The organism is Desulfitispora alkaliphila (assembly GCF_050433185.1).
Taxonomy (GTDB): Bacteria; Bacillota; Desulfitisporia; order Desulfitisporales; family Desulfitisporaceae; genus Desulfitispora; species Desulfitispora alkaliphila.
Genome location: NZ_JBNPXS010000017.1, coordinates 34152 through 59642 on the forward strand (window position 1 = coordinate 34152; position 25491 = coordinate 59642).

A 25491-nucleotide genomic window follows, 5' to 3' on the forward strand; every position below is an offset into this window, starting at 1 on the left:
ACTAACTTTTACATCCGCCAGTGCCAAAAGGATTGGCGCAAACTAAGTTTTCTTTATAGGAGGTACTCATTTGGAAAAAGGTCGAAACACTATCACATTAAAAGATAACTATGAAGCTAGTAATATATTTGGAAAGTACGATGAAAACCTTAAAATCATAGAACAAAATGTGAATGCTAAAATAATAGCAAGAGGACTAGAGTTAATTGTTTCAGGGACTGAACAAGATGTAGAGAAAGTGAAATCAATTATAGATCATTTGCGCAAGCTAAGTAACAAGGGAATTCAACTTACTCCCGCTGAAGTTAATTATGCTGTAAAAGAGGTTGCGGGGACGGAAAATGAGAGAAATGAAGTGACATCAGAGTTGAGCAAAGTGATTATCTTAACGCACCAAGGTAAACAGATTATGCCTAAAACATTAGGGCAAGCAAATTACCTTAAAGCAATACAAAACTACGATGTTGTTTTTGGAATTGGTCCTGCTGGTACAGGAAAAACGTATTTAGCTGTAGTGAAAGCTGTGGCTGCTTTAAAGGAAAAACGAGTAAATAGAATAATTTTAGCCAGGCCAGCGGTAGAAGCGGGAGAAAAATTGGGTTTTTTGCCAGGTGACCTTCAGGAAAAAGTTAATCCTTACTTGCGACCTCTGTATGATGGGCTTTATGATATATTAGGTGCGGAAACAGCTCAAAAATATATGGAAAAGAATATTATTGAAGTAGCGCCTCTCGCCTACATGAGAGGGAGAACATTGAATGATTCCTTTATAATATTGGACGAAGCCCAAAATACTACTCCAGAGCAGATGAAGATGCTATTAACAAGAATTGGATTTGGGTCAAAAGCTGTTATTACTGGAGATATAACACAAGTTGATTTGCCCAAGGGTCAGTATTCTGGGTTGATTGAAGTACAAAAGGTTTTGAAAAATGTAGAGGGTATATCCTTTTGCTACTTGACTGCTGCAGATGTAGTTAGACATCCTTTGGTGCAAAAAATTGTTACTGCTTACGATGATTTTGACAGTAGTAAGTAAACGGGGGTTTTCTGATGGTTAAAAATAATTTTAAAAGAAAAGTTCAAGTGCCCGTTTTAAGGGCCTTTAAAAACATAACCTTCCGCAAAGTGTTGTGGGGGTTAATTTTCTTCATTGTCACAACAGGAGTTGTGGCAATGAATTATGTTCCAAACGCGGTAACTCTTGAAGAGGGACAAGTTAGCCCAACAACTATTAAATCTCCTCGAGCGCTCACTTTTGAAAGTGAAGTGAAAACTAGTCGTGCAAGGGAAGAGGCAATTAAAGAGGTTGAGCCTGTTTTTAAAGTGGACAAGACTGTATTGCAGGAACTGAATGAGGATATTAGTGAACAATTTAATATGTTTGTAGAAATAATTGATAATGAAGAACTAACACAACAGGAGAAAATAGAGGCTGCCCAAGAAGAACTAACATTAGAGATTCCAGCTAACGACTTGTCACAACTTTTATCTATAGAGGTAGAAGAAGTAAAGGCAATGGAAACTGCTGTACTTGCCATTGTTGAAAACAACATGGCTAATGGCATTCAAAAGGAGGCACTGCCCACTACGGTTAATACTATTACCAATGATATTTCCACACTACCCCGGCATCAGGGATTGATACAGTTATCATTGAGAATTGTGGATAATGTTGAGTTTAAGCCTAACTTAGTATATGACCCGCAGGCAACCCAAGCAAAGATTGAAATAATTAGAAGTGAAGTTGCACCTGTTCAGGTTACAATTAGACAAGGTGAAAAAATTGTTGGAGAGGGAGAAGTAGTAACAGCTGTAGATATAGAAGTATTAGAGCGGTTAGGCTTACAGCAGAGCACTCGTTCGCCTGCAGGCACATTCATGGGGATAGCCCTGTTAGTTTTGATAACTTATACTGTTGTAATGATATATTTGTGGCAATACAAACCGGAAATATATAAAAGCGAGTCTAGTTTAGTATTGACGGGACTATTGATTGTCCTTACGTTGCTATTTGCCAAAGTAGTAACTTTAATTAATTTTGGTGGAAATCCTGAAATGTCAATGCAGGTAGGGTACATGATCCCTCTTGCTGCCGGATCGATGCTAATAGCAATCTTATTAGATAATAAATTAGCCGTATTTCTCACAGGAATTATGTCAATTTTGATTGGGATTCTAACAGGAGGACAACTCTCCTTTGCTATAGCTTCAGGATTGGGAGGACTTGTGGGAGTTTACAGTGTATCAAAACTAAGTGGGCGCTCGGATCTGGTTAAAGCTGGGCTTTATGTGGCAGGAATAACAATGATTACTGTTCTTGCTATTGGGTTAATGAATAATAGCTCGCCAACGCTTATTACTCTAGGAATGTTAATGGGCCTTGTTAACGGCCTGTTGTCATCTGTTTTGACAATTGGGCTATTACCCTTCTTAGAGACTGCATTTGGTATAACTACATCAGTAAGATTGCTAGAACTATCAAATCCAAATCACCCATTGCTTAAGCGTCTGTTAATTGAAGCGCCAGGAACCTACCATCACAGTATTTTAGCAGGGAACCTGGCCGAGGCGGCGGCAGATGCTGTTAATGCGGATTCACTGCTAGTAAGAGTTGGAGCATATTATCACGATATTGGAAAACTCAAGCGGCCATACTTTTTTATAGAAAATCAATTAGCCGGTGATAATCCCCATAATAAATTAGCTCCTACTCTCAGTACACTGATCATAACTTCTCATGTGAAAGATGGTGTTGAGCTTGCTAAGGAGCATCAGTTACCCAAGGTAATTGTGGACCTTATTCATCAGCACCATGGCAAAAGCATATTGGGGTTCTTTTACCATAAAGCTACTGAAGAAAATAAGGGTGATACTGTTCAGGAAAAAGATTTTCGTTACGAAGCACCTAGACCTGAAACTAAAGAAGCTGCGCTTGTTATGTTAGCTGACAGTGTAGAAGCTGCTGTTAGATCTATGCAAAATCCTACACCAGGAAGAGTAGAAGGGTTAGTGCGAAAGATAATTAAAGATAAGCTAAATGATGGGCAGTTAGATAAATGTAATCTCACATTAAAGGATCTAGATGTAATATCGGCAGAGTTTGTTAAAGTTCTGGGTGGAATTTTCCATTCCAGGATAGAATATCCTGAAACTATTGCCAAAGAAATGGAGGGCAATCAGTAAAAAAATGGAACTGACAATAATTAATCAACAAGAAAAGGTTAATTTTGGATATAATATGGAGAGAATACTAAAAGAAGCAGTGCAGGTAACACTAGCAGAGCATGGGAATGACTCCATTCAAGTGGAAGTAAGTGCACTATTAGTGGACGATCAAGAAATTTCTAGTTTGAATAGGGATTATAGGGATATAGATAGTGCTACTGATGTACTATCTTTTCCCCAGTATGAAAAAATAGAGCAAATAATGCATGAGAGCGAAGCAAGTCCGCACCCAATACTGCTTGGGGATATTGTCATATCATTGGAAACCTGTGTTAGACAAGCTGAAGAATACGGGCATTCTGCTGAAAGAGAGCTTGGTTTTTTAGTGGTTCACGGAATGCTTCATTTGCTTGGTTATGATCATTTAGATGACGAAGAGAAAATAAAAATGCGGTCTAAGGAGGAGCAGGTTCTGACTAAAATGGGTTTGGGCAGGTGAAATAAATGAGAGTTGCTAAAAGCTTTAGAGACAGTTTTAGCTATGCAATAGCTGGCATATTTCACTCTGTTAAGACTGAAAGGAACATGAAGATACATCTGGTGAGTGCAGTTCTAGCACTAGCAACGGGTTGGATATTGCGTCTTAATCATCAGGAAATGGCTACCTTAATTTTGGCGATCTCATTTGTCATAGTAACAGAACTCATTAATACTGCAGTAGAAAGAACAGTAGATTTATGTGTAGGCACTGAATTTCATCCACTGGCCAAGCAGGCTAAAAATGTAGCAGCAGGAGCTGTGCTAGTTGCCAGTGTGTGTGCTGTCTTTGTAGGTATATTTCTCTTCCTGCCAAATCTGATTGCATTGCTCGTTTAATCATGTGAGAGGAGAATTTTAAAATGAAAAGGTTTCAAGCATATTTTTTGTCGGGTTTATTTATTTTATTGCCCGTTATGATTACTTTATCCATCATATTTTGGGTTTTTAATTATGTAGACAGCATTTTTATAACTCATATTCTTTACAGTACTACTGGAATTAAAATTCCAGGTTTAGGTGTTTTATTGACTCTAGCCTTAATTATGTTAGTAGGATTTTTAGGTACAAATTACCTTGGCAAAAAGCTAATCGGTTACGGTGAATACATAATGGAAAAAGTACCCGTAGTGAGCTCTGTCTACAAGACTATAAAACAAATAATAGATACAATAGGTGCAAAAGATAAAAATGCCTTTCAAAGAGTGGTGCTAATAGAGTATCCTCGAAAAGGTTTATGGGCCTTAGCATTTGTAACTGGGGAAACTGAAGGGGAAGTACAGCATAAGACCTCAGAGGAGTTGATAAACCTATTCCTACCAACCACTCCAAACCCTACATCGGGATTTTTACTGATGGTTCCTAGAGAAGATACTATTCCCATGGATATGACTGTTGAAGAGGGGATAAAGACAATCATATCTGCTGGGGTGATAACTCCACCCTATACAAAAGGGACGGATAATATTGGAGGAGCGTCATGAAAAATAAAAAGGTTCTAGTAATTGCACTTATTGCCCTAGCAGTGTTCGTAGGTGTTTACACAAGTACAACAAATATGCTTTCAGGTAATGGGGGAATTGTGGAAGTTGATAGTGAGAAAGATGGAGATGAAAATAAAGAAGTAGAGCCTTTAGAATTACCTTACAAGGCTCCTTTGACAGGGGAACCTTTAGAAAATGAAATGTTGTTGAGACCACTGGCGGTAGTAGTGGAAAACTCACCTAATGCTCGGCCTCAGTCGGGTCTCAAACAAGCTGACGTTGTATATGAAGTTCTGGCAGAGGGAGGCATTACTAGATTTCTAGTTATATACCAGCAGGGAACTGCAGAATTAATTGGGCCTGTTAGAAGTGCAAGACACTATATGGCTTATATGGCTCATGACTTTGATGGAGTATTTGTCCATGTAGGCGGAAGTCCTCAGGGACTTACCTATGTAGGACAAAACACTGTGGCCAATTTAAATGCTTACTACATTGCATCGGGAGAATTTTGGCGAACTAGTGACAGAAGAGCACCCCACAATCTATATAGTAGTACAGAGAAAATGAGGTCATTAATGAAAAAGAGAAACCTAGAGCGAGATACAGAGATTAACGCATGGCCTTTTTTAGCTAAAGGCGAGGTGTCCTCAGGGGGATCAGTTGCTGAAGAGATAACAATTAAATATCCTGTGCAAATATCCCATGTTCGCTATTTATATGATGAAAATAAAAACAATTATAAGCGTTATATGGGAGGAGTGCCTCATCTAGATAGAGAAAGTGAAAGTCAATTGACAGCCGATAATATTATCGTACAGTATGCTAATACTAGAGCTATACCTGGAGATAATCAAGGGCGTCTTGATATTGATGTTGTGGGAGCTGGTGAAGCAGTGATTTTTACTAATGGACGCGCATATGAAGCTAACTGGAAAAAAAGCGACAAACGCAGCAGAACTATTTACACTGACAAGCAAGGTGAAGAGATCCCGCTTACCCCAGGAAGCACATGGGTACAAATTGTAAGAACTAATACAGAAGTAGTATATTAAATTGATTTGGAGGAAGATAAATTAACATGACTACAGAAGCAAGAAATAAGTTTAAATCTGGATTTATAACTATAATAGGTCGCCCAAATGTGGGTAAATCAACATTGCTAAATAGAATAGTAGGTCAAAAAATCGCTATTATGTCTAACAAACCCCAAACGACTAGAAATAAAATTTTTGGAGTGTATACCACTGAACAAGAGCAAATAGTTTTTATTGATACTCCAGGTATCCACAAGCCAAAGCACAAGCTAGGGCAGTTTATGGTTGACGTAGCTCAGAAATCCTTGAAGCAGGTGGACGCTATCCTGTACCTAGTAGATGTTAGCGAAAAGATTGGTCCTGGAGAACAGTACATAATAGAAAATCTAAAAGGGGTGACAACCCCTGTATATTTAGCATTAAATAAAATTGACTTAATTGATCAGCAAGAATTGCTGCCTCAAATAGAGAAATTGAAGTCAATGTATAGCTTTAAAGAAATAGTGCCCATATCGGCCAAAGAAAACGACAATGTGGAATTATTACTTAAGCTATTAGCAAAAGAGCTTCCAGTAGGACCTCAATATTACCCTCAGGATATGATTACAGATCAACCGGAAAGACTAGTTGTAGCTGAATTGATTAGGGAAAAAGTACTTCACCTAACTAAAGAAGAGGTGCCCCATTCAATTGCCGTTATAGTTGAAATGATGGAGCCCAGGCCAAATGGAAAGATTTTTATCAGTTCAAATATTTATGTGGAACGGGATTCTCAAAAGGGAATCTTGATTGGTAAGGGTGGAAAAATGATGAAGGATATAGGGGCAAGGGCACGGCGAGATATTGAAAATCTATTAGGCAACAAAGTTTACTTAGATTTGTGGATAAAGGTCAAGAAAGATTGGCGCAATCAAGAGGCGGCAATAAGAAATATGGGATTTAGAGATGATTAAAAAAGTTGTTGGCATTAGTTCCAAAGATTCACACGGTTAACTTATCACTTTTTAGGTCAATCTAATAAGGCACTACTAAACCGGAAAGGTAAGGTGATTTTTTTGGATAGTAATGCAATGTGGAAGGTATTTGAACAAACAGGTCACTTGGGAGCTTATGTGCTCTATCGCGATTGGAGATCCTATGAAGAAGAAACATCTACAACTAATCAAATCACAAGAAAAGTGCAAGCAAATTCTTAGGGGGAACTAAAATGACAAAGCTGTACAAAACTGATGCTCTTGTGCTGTACAGCGTTAAGTACGGAGAAACCGATGCTATTCTCACCATACTTTCACCTGACAAAGGAAAGATACAGGCTATTGCCAAAGGAGCTCGGAAAATTAAAAGTAGGATGAGGGGACCAACCCAACCTTTTGTGTACGGGAGTTTTATGCTCTATCTTGGCAAGTCGCTACACACAGTAACTCAGTGCGAGTACAAAGAGCCCTTTGCTGGTTTGCGAGAAGACTACCATAAATACGCTATGGCTAGCTATGTGTCAGAGCTAGCAAAATCAGCTTTGCTGGAAGGGGACTCTCAGGTTCAGGGGATTTTCACCTTGACCTTAAAGGCCTTGTACGCCTTAGAAGCGGAAGCCAATGAAATATATTTGCGATATTACGAACTAAATTTATTAAGGGAGCTGGGTTATGAGCTAGCGTTAGAAGAATGTGGTAACTGTGGTAAAGAGTTAGGTAAAATTACCGGAGGTTTTTCTGTAGAAGCTGGGGGAATGATCTGTAGTGATTGCAAGGACAAGGGAGAATTAAATGTATCGCCGCCTACGTTGGCTATAATGCGTCAGTTGATGTTAATGGACATACTAAAGGTTAAGCGGCTCAAATTTACAAAGGCTGTGGCTAGTGAGTTGGATAAAATTTGTCACAAAGCTATTATGTATTATCTAGACCCAAGACTAAACAGCAGGAGATTTCTAGCTGATATAAGCACTGATTCTGTATAATCAGAGCTTATTTTGGGTTTAATAATAGATAAAAGGAGGGCGGCTAACTGTGGATCAAGAGGAAACATTAGATAAAATAGACTTATTGCGACAGCGAATGGGTGTGGGTTACACAGAAGCTAAGAAAATTTTAGATAAAAAAGATGGAGATGTAATTGCAGCCTTAGTGGAGTTGGAGCGAGATCAGAAGGTTAAGAAGACACTTAACAATAAGGTGCATACAATTTTTAAAAAGGGTAGTGCCACAAGGCTGAAAATTAAAAAAGATGGTAGGCAAGTAGCTGAAATCCCAGTTGCTGTTGGAATAGCGGGGATCTTAGGTTCTGTAGTTTACAAGCCTTTAGCTATTGCTGGGGCTATAGGTACACTATCAGCTATAGCTAACAGATATACATTAGAAGTGGAAAAACCATCTAGTGAAGATGAGCCAAAGTCTAGATTAGATATTGACAGCTGTAAATAAATTTGTTAAATTATAAAAAAATAGTAGGCTGTGATAGAGAGAGTAACTAATGTTATCAGTTTACAGAGAGTCGGCGGTAGGTGGAATGCCGGTAACTGAGCATAGGTGAAAGGCGCTCTTGAGCTGCAAGAGGAAAGCCAGTTAAGTAGTTGGTGAGTAAAGCTTGCGTACAAAGGGGTCTGCAAAAGAATTTGCTGCAGGCAACCGGGGTGGAACCGCGGGAGTAAAACCTCTCGTCCCTGATTTGGGGACTAGGGGTTTTTTTGTGTGCTAAAACATATAAAAGGAGGAGTATTATTATGAGTTTGACTTTTCAAGAAATCATTCAGAAATTGACAAATTATTGGAGTGACCAAAAATGTATTATTCAGCAACCTTATGATATGGAAAAAGGCGCAGGGACAATGAACCCAGCAACGTTTTTAAGGGCATTGGGTCCAGAGCCCTGGAATGTAGCCCATGTGGAACCTTCCCGTAGACCTACCGATGGTCGATATGGAGAAAACCCAAATAGGCTGCAACACTATTATCAATATCAAGTTATCTTAAAACCGTCACCATTAAATGTACAAGAGCTATACTTGAACAGCTTGATTGAGCTAGGTATAGATCCACTGAAGCACGATATTCGCTTTGTTGAAGACAATTGGGAATCTCCAAACCTAGGTGCATGGGGCTTAGGCTGGGAAGTATGGCTCGATGGGATGGAAGTTACTCAGTTTACATACTTTCAACAGTGCGGAGGCTTTGACTGTAAACCTGTATCAGCAGAATTGACATACGGCACTGAGAGACTAGCAATGTTTATTCAAGGTGTTGATAATGTCTATGATATCGAATGGGCAAAGGGCATAACTTATGGAGACGTTCATCATCAAGGAGAGGTAGAGCATTCCATCTACAACTTTGAAGAAGCGGACGTAGAGGCTTTAAAGACCATGTTTGATATATACGAAAAAGAAGCATTAACCTTAGCAAAAAAGGAATTGGCCTTCCCCTGCTATGATTATGTGCTCAAATGTTCTCACACATTCAACCTTTTAGATTCTCGAGGGGCGATTAGTGTTACTGAACGTACTGGATATTTAGCACGAATACGTAGCCTATCAAGAACTTGTGCTAAGGTATATATAGAAACTAGAGAGAAGAAGGGATACCCTTTGATTAAGGACCCTAAAAAACGAGCAGGACTGAAACTTGATCAGGAGGTCGAAAAGAATGACTAAAGACTTACTTTTTGAAATTGGTACAGAAGAGATACCAGCAGGTTTTATGAAGAGAGCTTTGTCTGATTTGGGTAAAATAGCTCAAGAAAAGCTACAAGAAGCTAGAGTTGATTTTGAACAGATTAAAACTTATGGAACTCCCAGGAGACTTACTTTAATAGTTGAGAATTTGGCTGAAAAGCAGTTAGATATGGAAGAGGAGGTTAAAGGACCAAGTGTTAAGGTTGCCTTTGACCAAACTGAAGAACCCACAAAGGCATGCTTAGGTTTCGCAAAAGGACAGGGGGTTTCTCCAGGGGACCTTATCAAGAAGGAAGTTAAGGGTGTGGAGTATGTCTATGCTATTAAACGAGAAGCGGGTAAAGATACTGCAACCATATTACCTGAACTTTTACCAGACATAATTAAAAGCATGAGTTTTCCAAAGACAATGCGTTGGGGAGATAGTGAGTTTCGTTTTGTGAGACCGATTCATTGGATTGTGAGTCTTTACGGAACAGAATTTGTTCCCTTTGAAATCGCAGGTATCAAAAGCGACAGGCTAACAAGGGGGCATAGATTCTTATCCAAAGGTGAAATAGAAATTTCAGAACCCTCTTTATATTTTAAGGCTTTAGAAGATGCTTGGGTTATTGTGGACCAAGAGCGACGCCGTTCAATAATAGAGGAACAAATAAATCAGTTGGCAAAGCAACAAGGGGGTAAAGTTTCAAAGGATTCCCAATTACTTGAGGAAATTACTCATTTAGTAGAGTATCCTACAGCATTATGTGGAAACTTTGAAGAATCATACTTGGAATTACCCAAAGAGGCCTTGATTACTTCTATGAAAGAACATCAGCGCTATTATCCAGTTGTTGATGAGACTGGAAACCTATTAAACAAATTTATTACAGTCAGAAATGGAGATAGCAACTACCTAGAAGTAGTTCAGAGGGGGAATGAGAAAGTACTAGAAGCAAGACTAGCAGATGCTAGATTTTTCTATACAGAAGATTTAAAGACGCCATTAGAGCAACAAGTGAAAAAATTAGAAAACATAGTTTTTCATGAGGAAATAGGAACTGTGGCAGAAAAGGTGAAACGTATGATTGATATGACAGATTACTTAGCTAAACATATCAAGGCAACAGATCAGACGAAAGAAGAAGCTAATCGTGTGGCTACAATTGCTAAGGGAGACTTAGTTTCTCATATGGTTTACGAGTTTCCCGAACTTCAGGGTGTAATGGGTGCATACTATGCTAAGGCCCATGGTGAAAGTGGTGAAGTGAGCAGGGGTATTAGAGAACATTATCTTCCCAGATATGCTGGTGATGACCTGCCTCAAACTGAAAGTGGTTGGATAGTCAGCTTTGCGGACAAGCTGGATACAATTGTAGATTGCTTTGGGATTGGAATTCAACCAACAGGCTCTCAGGATCCATATGCTTTAAGAAGACAAGCTTTGGCTATCATAAGCTTGGTGCTTAATAAAAGAGTCAAGCTTTCTTTAGAACAACTGCTGGCTGATGCTTATGACAGATTAGCGCAAGATATAGAGCCTAAAGTGGCAAAAGATCAGTTGGTTAAGACGGTAGTAGAATTTTTCAAACAAAGGATGAAAGGTTATCTGAACGAAGCTGGGCACAGATATGATGTGGTTGAAGCAGTATTAGGTACTGACAGTAGCGATTTTGTTCAAATCGACAGCTGGGCAAAAGCACTATCAGAATTTAGAGTGAATGAACAGTTTCAGGCGCTTCTTACTGGTTTTAACAGAGTTGCGAACCTTGCCAAAAAAGGTGATAGTGTGAAAGTTTCACCTGATCTTTTAGAAGAAAGTGCTGAGAAAGAGCTTTATGATAAGTTTAGCCATGCTAAAAACAAGATAGACCAATTGATAAAGCAGGAACAATTGGTAGATGCGCTAGTAGAAATAGCTAAACTACAGCCAGCAATAGACAAATTCTTTGAAGAAATCATGGTTATGGTAGATGATGAAGCATTGAAGAATAACAGATTGGCATTGCTTAAGTCTATAGAGAGTTATGTGTACAAATATGTTGATTTAACAAAAGTTGTGGCGAAATAAAAATATTTTCAGCAAGCAGGAAATTACTTTCGAATATAGTATATAATATTTATGAAGCATTCAAATATAGTATGTCACATTACGGCGATAAAGAGAAAGGCGGTGTGACACAATTCAGCTTTCAGAGCGACAACAAAAAATTGTAGACATAGTTAAAGAGCGAGGACCAATAACAGGGGAACAAATTGCCAAGAAATTGTCGCTGACTAGGGCTACGCTTAGACCTGATTTAGCAATTTTAACTATGTCAGGTATATTAGAAGCTAGACCCAGAGTAGGATATTACTACAATGGTGAGGAAACGGGTAAGCTTGGAGAAGAATTTCGTGAATTAGAAGTATCGAACTTCAAGTCAGTGCCCATAGTGGTTAAAGACACAACAACCTTGTACGACGCAGTAGTATCTATGTTTATGGAAGATGTGGATATATTATTTGTGGTAAATAGCGACAATTACCTTGAAGGGGTTCTATCCAGAAAAGATTTACTTAAAATAACCTTAGGGCAAATGGATATTCACAAGGTCCCTGTTAGTGTAATGATGACGCGAGTGCCAAATGTAATAACTATTACACCAGAGGCTTCAATCTATCAGGCTGCAAAAAAACTTTTGGATTATGAAGTAAATGCTTTGCCAGTAATTAGGAATCATGAAAGTGATGGTGAAGCAAAAATGGAACTTATAGGTAGTATCAGCAAGACTACAATAACTAAGATAATGGTAGAATTAGCTGAAAGATAAAAGGAGGGGATTCAAATTTCAGAGAACAAAAACCCTGTTATATACATAATCTCTGATTCCTTGGGAGAGACGGCTGAATTTGTGGCAAGAGCGGCTAGTAGTCAATTCAACTCAGGAAAAATTGAAATAAAGCGAGTTCCTTATGTAAAAGATGAAGAACACATATTAGACATCATTGAGGAGGCTTCTACAATTCCCAATTGCATAATTGCATATACCTTGGTTATAGAGAGTATGAAGCAACTACTTATAGATAAATGTCATGAAAAAAACTTAGAAGCAATTGATGTATTAGGGCCCATGATTAAAGGATTAGGGAAAGTTACAAATACTGAACCCAAGATGCAACCAGGACTTTTACATCAGTTAGATGACCAATACTTTAGAAAAGTTGAAGCAATAGAATTTGCTGTGAAGTACGATGATGGAAAAGATCCTCGTGGTATGATTTATGCTGATATAGTCTTTATAGGGATTTCAAGGACATCTAAAACGCCACTATGTATGTATTTAGCTCATAAACGCATAAAGGCAGCTAATGTTCCTTTAGTTCCAGAGGTATCACCGCCTGAAGAACTCTTTAAGCTTCCGCCAAAAAAAGTAGTTGGCTTAACTATTAGTCCTGAACTATTATATGGTATAAGGCTAGAAAGATTGAAAACCTTAGGTTTAGCAGCTAGTGCTGATTATGCAAATATGCAAAGAATTTTAGATGAACTAGAGTATGCAGAGCGGATAATGAAAAAAGTTGGGTGTCCTATTATTGATGTGACTAATAGGGCGGTCGAAGAGACTGCCAGTAAAGTATTAGAACTATATTTCAAGGGGGATCGTCATGGAGAGTAGAAAGTATGCTTACCTGTTTGCTGAAGGAAATTCTAAAATGAGAGAACTCTTAGGGGGAAAAGGTGCTAATTTAGCAGAGATGACAGATATTGGTTTGCCTGTTCCGCCAGGGCTTACTATAACTACAAAAGCCTGCAATAGTTACTATGAGGAAGGAAGGAACTTTCCTCAAGGAATGGAAGAGCAACTAAAGGAAGCTATAAAGGATGTAGAGCAAAAGACAGGTAAAGAATTTGGTTCTCAAAACAACCCACTATTGCTGTCAGTGCGATCCGGATCTGTTGTCTCTATGCCGGGAATGATGGACACAATTCTAAACCTAGGTCTAACTGATGAGACAATCAAAGGGTTAGCACAGTCTACTAATGATCAAAGGTTTGCCTATGATTGTTACAGACGTTTTATTCAGATGTTTAGCGATGTAGTTATGGGTGTTGAGCATTATCAATTTGAAAGCATCTTAGAAGAATACAAGATGAAACGTGAGGTTAAGTTTGACTATGAACTAACAGCTGACGATCTAAAAGAGTTAGTTGAAGACTATAAAGTGCTAGTAAAGAGAAATACTGGTAGAACATTCCCGCAAAAACCAATAGAGCAGTTGGAAATGGCCATCAAAGCTGTCTTTGATTCTTGGAATAATCACAGGGCCAGAGTGTACCGAAAGATAAATAATATTCCTGACCACTTAGGAACAGCAGTGAACGTTCAATCAATGGTATTTGGAAATATGGGCAATGACTGTGGTACAGGGGTGGCATTTACTAGAAACCCCTCTACTGGAGAGAACTTATTGTATGGAGAATACTTGATAAATGCGCAAGGGGAAGATGTAGTTGCTGGAATTAGAACGCCAGAGCCCATTGCTAGTTTAGAACAGGATATGCCCCATGTGTATCAACAATTTGTGGATATCTGCAATAAATTAGAGAGCCATTATCGGGATATGCAGGATATTGAATTTACCATAGAAGGCGGAAAACTCTACATGCTCCAGACTAGATCTGGCAAGAGAACAGCTGCTGCTGCAGTGAAGATTGCCTATGACATGGTAGACGAGGGTGTTATAACAAAGGAAGAAGCAATTATGCGAATCGATCCTTTACAAATTGATCAGTTACTGCATAGACGTATAGACCCTGAAGCGAAACTAACAGTGATAGCAAAAGGTTTACCCGCATCACCAGGTGCTGCTAGTGGAAAGGTAATTTTCGATGCTAACAAGGCAGAAGAATTGGGCAAAGCTGGTGAAAAGGTGCTGTTAGTTAGAACAGAAACTACACCGGATGATATTCATGGGATCGTCATAGCTCAAGGAATTTTGACTAGTAGAGGTGGTATGACTAGCCATGCGGCAGTAGTAGCGCGGGGAATGGGTAAACCTTGCGTTTGTGGCTGCGAGGCTGTCAAAATAGACTACAAGGAAAAAGTACTTACAATTGGTGATAAAGTAATTAAAGAAGGAGAAATGCTTTCAATTGATGGTAGTGCCGGTAATGTAGTAGATGGGAATGTACCAATGATTGACCCAGAGTTGAGTTCTGAGTTCCTGCAAATCCTGCAATGGGCTGATGAAAAGAGAGAGCTAAACATAAGGGCAAATGCGGATACACCAAATGATGCTACTAAGGCTAGGGAGTTTGGAGCAGAAGGTATAGGATTATGTAGAACGGAACACATGTTTATGGCTCAAGAGAGATTGCCTATTGTTCAAGATATGATTTTAGCAGAAAATCAAACAGAAAGACAAGAAGCGTTAGATAAATTATTGCCCATGCAGCAAGATGACTTTTATGGCATCTTAAAATCTATGGCAGGGTTACCTGTTACAATTAGACTTTTAGATCCTCCATTACATGAATTTTTACCTAGTAGCGAAGACTTAATTACGGAAATTACAAAGCTTAAAATAACAGAAAGCGACTTAGAGCTATTAGCGGAAAAAGAAAAATTACTCAAACAAGTTCGGGTAATCTCTGAGTTTAATCCAATGTTAGGGCACAGGGGATGTAGACTAGGAGTTACTTTCCCAGAAGTCTATGCAATGCAAGCAAGGGCTATTTTACAAGCAGTTGCTGACTTGCGGGCTGAAGGCGTAGAAGTATATCCAGAGATAATGATTCCACTAGTAATTCACAGGGAAGAGTTAAAACGTTTGAAGCAGTTGGTGCTAGATGTAGCTGCGCAGGTGGAACAGGAGCGAGGAATTACATTGACCTTTACTGTGGGCACAATGATTGAGATGCCGCGAGCGTGCGTAACTGCAGATGAAATAGCTCAAGAAGCTCAATTCTTCTCCTTCGGAACAAATGACTTAACTCAAACTACCTTTGGATTCAGTCGAGATGATGCAGAAGGTAAGTTTTTACATCACTATGTAGACCAGGGAATTATAGAAAACAATCCATTTGCAGTACTGGATAGAGATGGTGTAGGTAAATTAATGAAGACAGCAGTGAAGTTAGGGCGAGAAGCTAAACCAGATCTAAAGATGGGAATTTGCGGTGAACACGGTGGAGATCCAAGTTCAATAGAATTTTGTCAGCAACTAGGTCTAAATTATGTAAGTTGCTCTCCCTTCCGAATACCCATTGCTAGACTTGCTGCTGCACAGGCGGCGATTAACAACAAGGACCAATAAAATAGAGCTTAGAATTATATAATTAAGGGTATTGTCTCTTGATATTTAAGAGACAGTACCCATTTAATTTTCTGTATTTTAGAACAATATGTAGAGGTAACAGGGATATATGACTATTCTGTTGACAAAAAGTTAGTATAATACTATAATAATGCTACAAAAACTAAATTTTTATAAGCAAAGAATCACATGACTGGCGGAAGTGGAATAGACCACATGGAGTGTGATTTCAAAAATGCCGACCGCCTGGGCCCAAAGAAGCTCAGGTGGTCTGTATTTTTTTTATTCAGCCCCTGGGCCTGACAATTAAATGCCGAGGAGGGTATCATAATGAGAAAAGAGTGGACAGGATTTAGTGAAGGAAATTGGACAAAGCGTATTGATGTAAGGGATTTTATTCAAAAGAACTATAGTCTCTATAATGGAGATGATAGTTTTTTGGCAGAGTCAACCGATAGAACTCAAGCGCTATGGAACCATTGCAGAGATTTAATTTTAGAGGAGCAGGAAAAGGGAGTGCTAGGGATCGATACAGGAAACATCTCTGGTATAGATAGTTTCAAACCAGGATACATCGATAGAGATAAAGAGACGATCGTTGGTCTACAGACAGATAAACCTTTAAAAAGAATAGTGAATCCATTTGGCGGAATTGGAATGGTAAAGAATGCTCTTAATGCCTATGGATATGAATACAACCACAAAATTGAATTATTTGAAAAATATCATAAAACCCATAATCAGGGCGTTTTTGATGCATATACAAAAGAAATGAGAAAAGCTAGAAGTGTAGGATTGTTGACTGGTCTTCCTGATGCATATGGAAGGGGAAGAATCATTGGGGACTATCGACGGATACCTTTATATGGTGTGGATTTCCTTATAGAGGAAAAGAAAAAGGATCTAGAGTACTTAAAGGGCATAATGGATGAGGCGCAGATTAGGCAGAGAGAAGAAGTGGCTCAACAGATTAAGGCACTTCATCAAATGAAGGAAATGGCGAAAACCTACGAATTTGATATAGCTGTACCTGCAAAAAATGCAACAGAAGCAGTACAATTTTTATACTTTGGATATTTGGCAGGGGTTAAGGAAAATAATGGTGCGGCTATGTCACTGGGAAGAGTAAGTACTTTTATAGATATATATATACAAAGAGATCTAGATAGAGGAATATTGACTGAAGAGGAAGCCCAGGAAATCATTGATCAGTTTGTCATCAAGCTTAGGATGGTAAGACATTTACGGACACCAGAGTATAATGAATTGTTTGCTGGAGATCCTAATTGGATTACAGAAGCAATAGGAGGGATAGGGAGTAATGGAAAATCCTTAGTAACAAAGACATCCTATCGCTTTATTCATACCCTCAATAACTTAGGAGCAGCCCCTGAACCCAATATAACTATTTTATGGTCAGAAAAGCTTCCGAAAAACTTTAAAAGGTATTGTGCTAAAATGTCTATCACTACCGATTCTATTCAATATGAGAATGACAATATAATGAGGCCTATTTATGGAGATGACTATGGAATTGCATGTTGCGTATCTGCTATGGAGTTGGGTAAGCAAATGCAGTTTTTTGGAGCACGATGCAATCTGGCAAAGACATTGCTATATGCAATTAATGGTGGAATTGATGAGAAAAAGGGGATAGAGATTGTACCTGGCCTTCAGCCAATGCTGGATGAGGAATTAGACTATGACAGAGTAATGGAAAACCTACAAAAAGCACTGGTATATGTGGCAGAATTGTATGTAAATACTATGAACATCATACATTATATGCATGACAAATATGCCTATGAAGCGGGCCTAATGGCACTACATGATACTGTGGTGGGTAGAACTATGGCATTTGGGGTGGCAGGTTTATCAGTAATTGCGGACTCTTTAAGTGCTATTAAATATGCAAAAGTTAAGCCTGTAAGGGAAAATGGAATTGCGGTAGATTTTAAGATAGAAGGGGATTTTCCCAAGTATGGTAACGACGATGATCGAGTAGATAATATTGCAATTGATATTTTACAAAGATTTATCAAGGAGTTAAGGAAACATACAACCTATAGAAATGCGGAACATACTTTATCTGTTCTTACCATTACTTCTAATATTGTTTATGGAAAAAAGACAGGAGCAACACCTGATGGGAGGAAGGATGGAGAAGCCTTTGCACCTGGAGCCAATCCAATGCACAGTAGAGATACTAATGGTGGGTTAGCATCTTTAAATACTGTAGCAAAGATGCCTTATCGTTCTACTTGTCAGGATGGTATTTCAAATACATTTTCTATTGTACCTGAGGCATTGGGTAGAGACGAAGAAGAGCGGATAACTCTGTTGACATCCATTCTTGATGGTTATTTTATGCAAGGAGGCCATCACTTGAATGTGAATGTAATGAATAGAGAGATTCTTTTGGATGCTGTGGAACATCCAGAAAAATATCCAACTTTAACAATAAGAGTTTCAGGCTATGCAGTTCATTTTAATAGATTAACAAGAGAACAACAGCTTGAAGTTATTAAAAGAACTTTTCATCAATGGATGTAGGCAAAAAGGGAAGTGGTCATATGATGGGAAAAGTCCATTCTATAGAAACTATGGGTCTAACAGACGGCCCTGGAATAAGGTTTGTAGTATTTTTTCAAGGCTGTGAACTAAGATGTAAATACTGTCATAATCCAGATACATGGAAAGCCTCAGGAGGAGAGAAAATGGCTGCTCAGGAGCTTGTACAAAGGGCAAAGAGGTATCAGCAATATTTCAATAGTTCAGGTGGAGGAATCACTTGTTCTGGGGGAGAACCACTTTTGCAACCAAAATTTTTGATAGAATTTTTAAAGGGCTGCAAGGATCAAGGCTTGCATACAGCCATTGACACTTCTGGATACGGTATAGCCAGCTATGAAGAGATTTTAAAGTATACAGACTTAGTGATATTAGACATTAAACATATTCACCAAAAAGGGTTTAATGAACTTACTGGAGGAAATATGGAGGTCTTTTGGGATTTTGTGAATGTGTTGAATCAATCGAGCACTGATCTATGGATCCGACATGTGGTGGTTCCCGGGGTTACAGATAGCAAAGAACATATATATAAGCTGAAGGAAATGCTTGGACATTTTAAACCAATAGAAAAAATTCAATTACTTCCATATCATAGCCTAGGTGTACACAAATATGAAGCCATGGGGATTCCTTATCCATATCATCATATAAGTCCCATGTGTCCGGAGGAACTGAGGAGGATAAAGACAGATACAGAGCTCTAGCTTTTGCTAGGGCTCTGTTATTCTTAATGCAGGATTTATTTGAGTTCTTGTCGAAATAATTTTAGAACAAAAATTTAAGGTGGTAGGATGATTTAATGAGCTCATATTTGTGTGAGGTGATGTTACCATGGTCACTGTAAGGGAAGACTTGGAAAAGCTGGAGCGACAGGTGCTGTCTCCCTATGCAGCCTTAAGTGCTAAGGCTGCAAGAGATAGGATGGAAGAAAAGTGCCCTTTTAGAACTGATATCCAAAGAGATAGGGATAGAATCATTCACAGCAAGGCTTTTCGCAGACTTAAGCATAAGACTCAAGTATTTGTGGCACCTACTGGTGACCATTATCGCACCAGATTAACGCATACTCTGGAAGTTGCTCAAATATCTAGAACGATTGCTAAAGCGCTAAAGCTAAATGAGGATTTGGTGGAGGCTATTGCCCTTGGACATGATGTGGGACATACACCTTTTGGGCATGCAGGTGAGTTTGCACTTAGGAAAATTTTAGGTCACTACAATCACAATGAACAAAGTGTACACACTGTAGAGAATCTGGAGAGACTAAATCTTACAGAATGGGTTAGAGACGGTATCTTATGTCATACAGGAAAAAAAATACCCTCAACCCAAGAGGGACAAATTGTTCGTATTGGTGATAGGATCGCCTATTTATGCCATGATTTTGACGATAGCTTGCGAGCAGGACTTATAAAAAAGGAACAATTGCCAGCATTAGTAGTCGAGGTATTAGGTGCAAGGCCCAGTATAATGATTACTACTATGGTCTCGGACGTAATAATGAACTCTATGAATAAAAGTAAAATTTCTATGAGTAATCAGGTAGAGGAAGCCATGAATGTTTTTAGAGAGTTCATGTTTGATAAGATTTATTTATCTTCTGCACTAGAAAAAGAGCGGGGGGAAGCCGAAGACTTAATATTTCAGCTGTTTGATCATTTTTATAAAAATCCGGAAGTTATGCCAGAAGAGTTTTTTAACAGAATACATTATTGGAGTTTAAATCAGGTAGTTACTGACTATATTGCTGGTTTAACTGACCAATATGCTATAAACTTGGCAAAAGAGATTTTTGGACCTAAAGCTATTCCTAATAAAATTGGGCTTTTTTAAACAAACTATCCTAGAGGTGAACTTTATGAACTATATGGATAGTTTGACGGAAATCAAAAAGCTTTTAAAACAAGACAAATTAAATCAATTAGAAAAAATAGTAGAAAGAATTCAACCCTTTGACTTAGCATTAATAACTAATCAACTAAAAGAAAAGGAAAGGAAGCTGTTCTTTTCCGCATTAGATGATCAAACTTTAGCAGAAATATTTCAAATGATTGATGAAGAAAAGCAGGTTAAATACATTAGGGAAATGGGAGTAGATAGAGCTGCATCAATACTCAACTGGATGCCAAATGATGAGGTTGCAGATTTAATTATTCTACTAGAGGACGATCAGAAAAAAAAGTTATTCTCCTTGATGAGCAACGAAGATGAGGACAGAGTAAAGAAACTATTACAATACCCTGAAACTAGTGCCGGTGGATTGATGACCACAGAGTTTGCAGCACTTACAAAAGAAATATCTGCTAAAGAAGCTTTAGAGCAGTTGAAAAAGCAGGCCAAAAAAGCAGAAACTATATATTACATTTATATTGTGGACGATAAAGGCATCTTGTTGGGAGTAATGTCGTTAAGGGACTTGATATTAGCTTACCCAGATCATAAATTAGCAGATGTGATGAATAGTAATGTTTTAGCAATACCACCGGAGTTAGATCAAGAAGGAGTAGCTGATTTAATAGAAAAGTATGATTTAATAGCTATTCCTGTAGTAGATATTCACAAAAAATTATTAGGTATTGTAACTGTGGATGACATTATAGATGTACTGCAAGATGAGGCAACAGAAGATATTTCTAAATTATCAGGTTTATCAGGTGAGGCTAATGAAATTGATACTGTAGATATTAGTTCTGGCAGGGCAGCACGAAAGCGACTCCCTTGGTTAATGATACTTCTAGTAGTAGGAATTTTATCTGGAACAATAATTAGCCATTTCGAAGAGACACTAGAGGCAGTAGTAATTTTAGCAATATTTATACCCCTAATAGCGGATATGGCTGGTAATACAGGAACACAATCTCTAGCTGTGGTTGTTAGAGGACTGGCATTAGGACAGTTTGGAAAAGGAACAATATTTAAGCTCATAAAGAGAGAAGCCGGTGTTGGGCTGATAATTGGTACAGTAAACGGAATATCTATTGCGCTAATTGCATACCTGTGGCAAGGGAATCCATACTTAGGATTAGTGATTGGCTTATCTTTGTGGATTACGCTAATTGTGGCTACCTTAACTGGAGCTGTAGTACCTCTAATACTTAATAGATTAAGAGTTGACCCTGCGGTAGCATCCGGCCCGTTTATTACAACTGTAAATGACATTATTGGACTTACAGTTTACTTTTCGATTGCAACCAGTTTTATGGAATATTTATAAAACTGAAAAACCACTGCAGGAATCTAAACTGATTTTGCGAATAAGTAATAATGGCAGAGAATATTTTCCCATATAATGGTTAAAATAAAATGATAGCACCCTTTTTAAATTTTTTTAAATTAAATAAAAGGAAGGATTATGACGAATGATAGCGAATATGTGTATTCGTACTATATGGGCAGAAAAGGAGTTGGCCAATGAAGCTGCTAATAGATGCTGATTCTTGCCCAGTAAAGGACGAAATACAAGAGGTTGCAGCTAAATACTCAGTCAATGTATTTTTCGTTATGAGTACGGCTCACTTTTCTTCTGCTAGTTTAAATTGTGGGCAAGTAATCTTAGTAGATTCATCCTCGCAGGCAGTAGATATGGAAATAGTTAATAGAGCTAGTAGAGGGGATATAGTAGTGACTCAAGATTATGGGCTGGCAGCTCTTTGTTTAGCAAAAAAATGTAAAGCAATAACGCCTAGAGGTAAAATAATATCTGATAAAGATATTGAAATGCTATTAGAGGCAAGACACGCTAGCGAAGTAATCAGGAAAAGTGGTGGAAGAGTAAAAGGACCAAAGTCTTTTCACAAAGAGTGTAGCCTTCAATTCAAACGAAATTTAAAGCTTCTTTTAACAGAATGCTTTTTTTCAAAAAAGGAGGAAAATGAAAGATTTTGACGAAATTAGTGCTATAAACCTTGTAAAGGTGATTAAATGGTGCAACAGCGTATACCTGAAGAGATAATTGAAGAAATTAAGGCAAGACTTGATATTGTACAAGTCATTGGAGAAGCATTGCCATTGCAGAAAAAGGGGAAAAACTATCATGGTTTATGCCCTTTTCATAGTGAAAAAACACCTTCTTTTTCTGTAAATCAAGAAAAACAGTTTTATTATTGTTTTGGTTGTGGTGCCGCAGGTAATATCATCAACTTTATGATGAATTATCATGGACAAACCTTTTTAGAGGTAATTTCTGGTTTAGCAGACAGAGCAGGAGTAGTTCTACCTCAGAGAGAAGAGACAGAAGAGGAGAAGGCCAAACGAAAGCACCGCGAGCGATTGAGAGAGGTTAATGAGCTAGCTGGAAAGTACTTTCATTACCTGCTGAAAGAATCAGATGTTGGGCGCCTAGCCTTAGAGTACTTAAACAAGCGAGGGCTTACTGTAGAAACAATTAACAAATTTAACCTTGGGTATGCTCCTAATAATTGGGATAGTCTGATAAAGGTGGCCACTAAGCGTGGGTTTAGTGAGAAAGAATTACTACAGGCTGGATTAGTAATATCCAGGGAGCGAGGCAGTGGCTACTATGACCGATTTAGAAATCGAGTAATGTTTCCCATATATAACCCATCAGGGAGGGTAATTGGATTTGGTGGTAGAGTACTAGATGATTCTCATCCAAAATATTTAAATACACCCGAAACCCCGATATTTAATAAAAAAAATAATCTTTATGCACTAAACTGGTCAGGGCAGGAGATGAAGTCAAAGGATCAAGGAATAGTTGTGGAAGGTTATATGGATGTAATAGTAGCTCAACAATATGGGATTGAGAATATTGTTGCTACACTAGGAACTGCTTTTACTAGAGAACAAGCGCAGTTAATAGCACGATATACATCTAATGTAGTAATAGCCTACGATTCAGATGTTGCAGGTCAGGCAGCTACTTTAAGAGGGATGGAAATACTTAGAGATGCTGGCTGTAGGGTAAACGTGATGCAGCTGCCGCATGGATGTGATCCTGATGATTATTTAAGAAAGTATGGAAAACAAAAATTTATTTCGTATTTTAATAACGAAGCAGTATCTTTGGTGGAGTACAAATTAAAACATGCTATTGATAAGTATGGGCTAAGTAGTATATCGGGAAAAGCAAAGATAGTTCAGGCACTAATAGGTGATTTAGAAAGAGTGGAAAGTGCAGTAGAAAAAGAGCACTATATAGGCGTAATTGCCAGTAGGTTGGAAATCTCAGAAACAGCTGTCAAGCAAGAACTTGAGCGCATTAGTGTAACAAGAAGCAATAATAAAATTGAGGATAAAAATGTTAAAAATAGGTATACTAACCAAAGAGTGAAGAGTAAAGATGAAGGAATAATGCCTGCTAGAAAACAGGCAGAGCAACAACTATTTTGGTTAATGCTAGAGGACCAACAAATAATGAATACAGTTGAAGCTGAATTAGGGGATGATTTTTTTACTGACAAAACAGTATGCGATTTGTATAACAAAGCTAAGCAGTTGCAGAAAGAAAGAGATAAAATAAGTCCATCAGTACTGATGGATAGGTGCACTGAGAATGAAGAGCTGGAATTGCTGGGCAAATTGTTTGCTAAAGATATAGATTCACTCTCTAATGTTAAGCAACTAGTTAAAGATTATACTAATATTTTAAAACAAAGTAAAAAACAAGAAAGAATCAGACAGTTGCAAAAAGAGCTTCACGAAGCAGAGACAACAGGCAACCAGACAAAAACCATTGTCCTACTAACTAAAATTCAACAGTTAGTGAGCAGTGATTAAATAAATTTCTATGATAGAATAAGAGCCCTGGCGGAAGGGGGGAAGACAGATATGACACAAGATCAAAAAGTGGAAATAGTTAAAAGCCTAATTGAAAAAGGAAAAAAACAAAAAATGCTTACTGACCAGGAAATAATAGATGCGCTTCATGGAATAGAATTAACCCCAGAGCAAATCGATGATATTTATGAGCAACTGGGCGGTATGGGTATTGATGTGGTTCCAGCTTCAGGAGAACTGGCCATTTTAGATAAAGCTGACGAGGAAACAGTGGAAGAGGACGAATTAGATTTATCTGTTCCAGAAGGTGTAGGAATTGACGATCCTGTTCGTATGTACTTGAAGGAAATTGGTAGAGTACCATTGTTATCTGCGGAAGAAGAGATTGATCTAGCTAAGAGAATGGAGCAGGGGGATGAGGAGGCCAAGAGAAGGCTTGCAGAATCTAACCTGAGATTGGTAGTAAGTATTGCTAAAAGGTATGTAGGGCGAGGAATGCTGTTCCTTGACCTAATACAAGAGGGAAACTTAGGGCTTATTAAAGCGGTAGAGAAATTCGATTATACAAAAGGTTACAAGTTTAGTACCTATGCGACTTGGTGGATTCGCCAGGCTATAACAAGAGCGATAGCTGACCAGGCGAGAACCATCAGGATACCTGTGCATATGGTTGAGACTATAAATAAGCTAATTAGAGTCTCAAGACAATTGTTGCAAGAGCTAGGTAGGGAGCCATTACCTGAAGAAATTGCTAAAGAAATGGATATCCCTGTGGAGCGTGTTAGAGAGATTATGAAAATTGCTCAAGAGCCAGTATCCTTGGAAACTCCTATCGGTGAAGAAGAAGACAGTCATCTAGGAGATTTCATTGAAGATGAGGATGCACCTGCACCTGCTGAGGCGGCTTCATTTATATTGTTGAAGGAGCAACTAGTACAGGTTTTAGATAGCTTAACTCCTAGAGAGGAGAAAGTTTTGCGCCTTAGATTTGGGTTAGATGATGGCCGTTCCAGAACATTAGAGGAAGTAGGTCAAGAATTTGGTGTGACTCGTGAGCGGATTAGACAAATTGAGGCCAAAGCACTTCGTAAGCTAAGACATCCTAGCCGAAGCAAAAAGTTAAAAGACTATTTAGATTAAAAAAAACAAAATTTACTATTGACCTGATAGAAAAAATATCGTATAATAACAATTGTCGCTGATAAACAAGCAACGTTCCTCGATAGCTCAATGGTGGAGCAACCGGCTGTTAACCGGTAGGTTGTAGGTTCGAGTCCTACTCGGGGAGCCATATGTTGGGCCTATAGCTCAGCGGTAGAGCAACCGGCTCATAACCGGTTGGTCCCAGGTTCGATCCCTGGTGGGCCCACCAAATTCTATTTAAATATTGTAAGTATATACTATTGTGGCCCGTTGGTCAAGGGGTCTAAGACACCGCCCTTTCACGGCGGTAACACGGGTTCGAATCCCGTACGGGTCACCAAGGGCGATTAGCTCAGCT

The 25491-nt window shown here is 38.4% G+C and carries 22 protein-coding genes, 3 tRNA genes, 1 riboswitch and 1 other annotated feature; all 25 genes read left to right on the top strand.

Annotated features, from left to right (window positions below; translation table 11 throughout):
- Positions 1–70: 70 nt before the first annotated feature.
- The 25 genes from GGQ84_RS07835 to GGQ84_RS07955 all read left to right on the top strand — a co-directional run bounded on the left by GGQ84_RS07835 (position 71) and on the right by GGQ84_RS07955 (position 25473).
- The gene (locus GGQ84_RS07835; RefSeq protein ID WP_429161441.1) at positions 71–1039 is read left to right on the top strand and encodes a PhoH family protein; all 969 of its coding nucleotides are present in this window, start codon (positions 71–73) and stop codon (positions 1037–1039) included.
- Between the two features lie 14 nt (positions 1040–1053).
- Positions 1054–3186, top strand: coding sequence for an HD family phosphohydrolase (locus GGQ84_RS07840; protein ID WP_429161443.1), 2133 nt, complete (start codon positions 1054–1056; stop codon positions 3184–3186).
- Positions 3158–3667, top strand: a complete 510-nt coding sequence (ybeY, locus tag GGQ84_RS07845) for an rRNA maturation RNase YbeY (RefSeq protein ID WP_429161445.1) — start codon at positions 3158–3160, stop codon at positions 3665–3667. The genes GGQ84_RS07840 and ybeY overlap by 29 nt, the downstream gene beginning before the upstream one ends.
- Positions 3668–3672: 5 nt before the next feature.
- The gene (locus tag GGQ84_RS07850) at positions 3673–4044 is read left to right on the top strand and encodes a diacylglycerol kinase family protein (protein ID WP_429161447.1); all 372 of its coding nucleotides are present in this window, start codon (positions 3673–3675) and stop codon (positions 4042–4044) included.
- Positions 4045–4067: 23 nt separating this feature from the next.
- Entirely contained in the window at positions 4068–4688 is a 621-nt protein-coding gene (locus tag GGQ84_RS07855; RefSeq protein ID WP_429161449.1) for a DUF502 domain-containing protein, read from the top strand.
- Positions 4685–5743, top strand: coding sequence for a DUF3048 domain-containing protein (locus GGQ84_RS07860; protein ID WP_429161450.1), 1059 nt, complete (start codon positions 4685–4687; stop codon positions 5741–5743). Before GGQ84_RS07855 ends, GGQ84_RS07860 begins: the two co-directional genes overlap by 4 nt.
- Before the next feature lie 26 nt (positions 5744–5769).
- Positions 5770–6678 (top strand): GTPase Era, encoded by a 909-nt coding sequence (gene era, locus GGQ84_RS07865; protein ID WP_429161452.1) that lies wholly within the window; start codon positions 5770–5772, stop codon positions 6676–6678.
- A gap of 102 nt (positions 6679–6780) precedes the next feature.
- Complete coding sequence (locus tag GGQ84_RS07870) at positions 6781–6921, top strand: YqzL family protein (RefSeq protein WP_429161454.1); 141 nt, start codon at positions 6781–6783, stop codon at positions 6919–6921.
- Positions 6922–6932: 11 nt separating this feature from the next.
- Positions 6933–7685 carry a DNA repair protein RecO gene (gene recO / locus GGQ84_RS07875; RefSeq protein ID WP_429161456.1) on the top strand — a complete coding sequence of 251 codons (753 nt, stop codon included), beginning with the start codon at positions 6933–6935 and terminating at the stop codon, positions 7683–7685.
- Between the two features lie 49 nt (positions 7686–7734).
- The gene (locus GGQ84_RS07880; RefSeq protein ID WP_429161458.1) at positions 7735–8148 is read left to right on the top strand and encodes a DUF4342 domain-containing protein; all 414 of its coding nucleotides are present in this window, start codon (positions 7735–7737) and stop codon (positions 8146–8148) included.
- Between the two features lie 21 nt (positions 8149–8169).
- Positions 8170–8392: a binding site (T-box leader), on the top strand.
- A gap of 61 nt (positions 8393–8453) precedes the next feature.
- The gene (glyQ, locus tag GGQ84_RS07885) at positions 8454–9374 is read left to right on the top strand and encodes a glycine--tRNA ligase subunit alpha (protein ID WP_429161478.1); all 921 of its coding nucleotides are present in this window, start codon (positions 8454–8456) and stop codon (positions 9372–9374) included.
- Positions 9367–11448 (top strand): glycine--tRNA ligase subunit beta, encoded by a 2082-nt coding sequence (gene glyS / locus GGQ84_RS07890; RefSeq protein ID WP_429161460.1) that lies wholly within the window; start codon positions 9367–9369, stop codon positions 11446–11448. Before glyQ ends, glyS begins: the two co-directional genes overlap by 8 nt.
- A gap of 112 nt (positions 11449–11560) precedes the next feature.
- A complete protein-coding gene (ccpN, locus tag GGQ84_RS07895) occupies positions 11561–12190 on the top strand; it encodes a transcriptional regulator CcpN (RefSeq protein ID WP_429161480.1) in 630 nt (209 codons plus the stop codon).
- Between the two features lie 60 nt (positions 12191–12250).
- Complete coding sequence (locus tag GGQ84_RS07900) at positions 12251–13036, top strand: pyruvate, water dikinase regulatory protein (RefSeq protein ID WP_429161462.1); 786 nt, start codon at positions 12251–12253, stop codon at positions 13034–13036.
- Positions 13026–15677 (top strand): pyruvate, phosphate dikinase, encoded by a 2652-nt coding sequence (ppdK, locus tag GGQ84_RS07905; RefSeq protein ID WP_429161464.1) that lies wholly within the window; start codon positions 13026–13028, stop codon positions 15675–15677. The genes GGQ84_RS07900 and ppdK overlap by 11 nt, the downstream gene beginning before the upstream one ends.
- Before the next feature lie 179 nt (positions 15678–15856).
- Positions 15857–15936: riboswitch (ZMP/ZTP riboswitch) on the top strand.
- 71 nt (positions 15937–16007) lie between these two features.
- Positions 16008–18230, top strand: a complete 2223-nt coding sequence (gene pflB / locus GGQ84_RS07910; protein WP_429161466.1) for a formate C-acetyltransferase — start codon at positions 16008–16010, stop codon at positions 18228–18230.
- A 23-nt stretch (positions 18231–18253) separates the two neighbouring features.
- Positions 18254–18955 (top strand): pyruvate formate-lyase-activating protein, encoded by a 702-nt coding sequence (gene pflA / locus GGQ84_RS07915; protein ID WP_429161482.1) that lies wholly within the window; start codon positions 18254–18256, stop codon positions 18953–18955.
- A gap of 127 nt (positions 18956–19082) precedes the next feature.
- The gene (locus tag GGQ84_RS07920; RefSeq protein ID WP_429161468.1) at positions 19083–20084 is read left to right on the top strand and encodes a deoxyguanosinetriphosphate triphosphohydrolase; all 1002 of its coding nucleotides are present in this window, start codon (positions 19083–19085) and stop codon (positions 20082–20084) included.
- 25 nt (positions 20085–20109) lie between these two features.
- Positions 20110–21465 (top strand): magnesium transporter, encoded by a 1356-nt coding sequence (gene mgtE / locus GGQ84_RS07925; RefSeq protein WP_429161470.1) that lies wholly within the window; start codon positions 20110–20112, stop codon positions 21463–21465.
- Between the two features lie 197 nt (positions 21466–21662).
- Positions 21663–22136: a YaiI/YqxD family protein gene (locus tag GGQ84_RS07930; protein WP_429161471.1), complete on the top strand. Its 474-nt coding sequence runs from the start codon at positions 21663–21665 to the stop codon at positions 22134–22136.
- Positions 22137–22172: 36 nt separating this feature from the next.
- Positions 22173–23990 (top strand): DNA primase, encoded by a 1818-nt coding sequence (dnaG, locus tag GGQ84_RS07935; protein ID WP_429161473.1) that lies wholly within the window; start codon positions 22173–22175, stop codon positions 23988–23990.
- Positions 23991–24041: 51 nt separating this feature from the next.
- Positions 24042–25130, top strand: coding sequence for an RNA polymerase sigma factor RpoD (gene rpoD, locus GGQ84_RS07940; protein ID WP_429161474.1), 1089 nt, complete (start codon positions 24042–24044; stop codon positions 25128–25130).
- Positions 25131–25206: 76 nt separating this feature from the next.
- Positions 25207–25281 (top strand) — tRNA-Asn (locus GGQ84_RS07945).
- A gap of 6 nt (positions 25282–25287) precedes the next feature.
- Positions 25288–25362 (top strand) — tRNA-Ile (locus tag GGQ84_RS07950).
- 35 nt (positions 25363–25397) lie between these two features.
- A tRNA-Glu gene (locus tag GGQ84_RS07955) sits at positions 25398–25473 on the top strand.
- Positions 25474–25491: the final 18 nt, after the last annotated feature.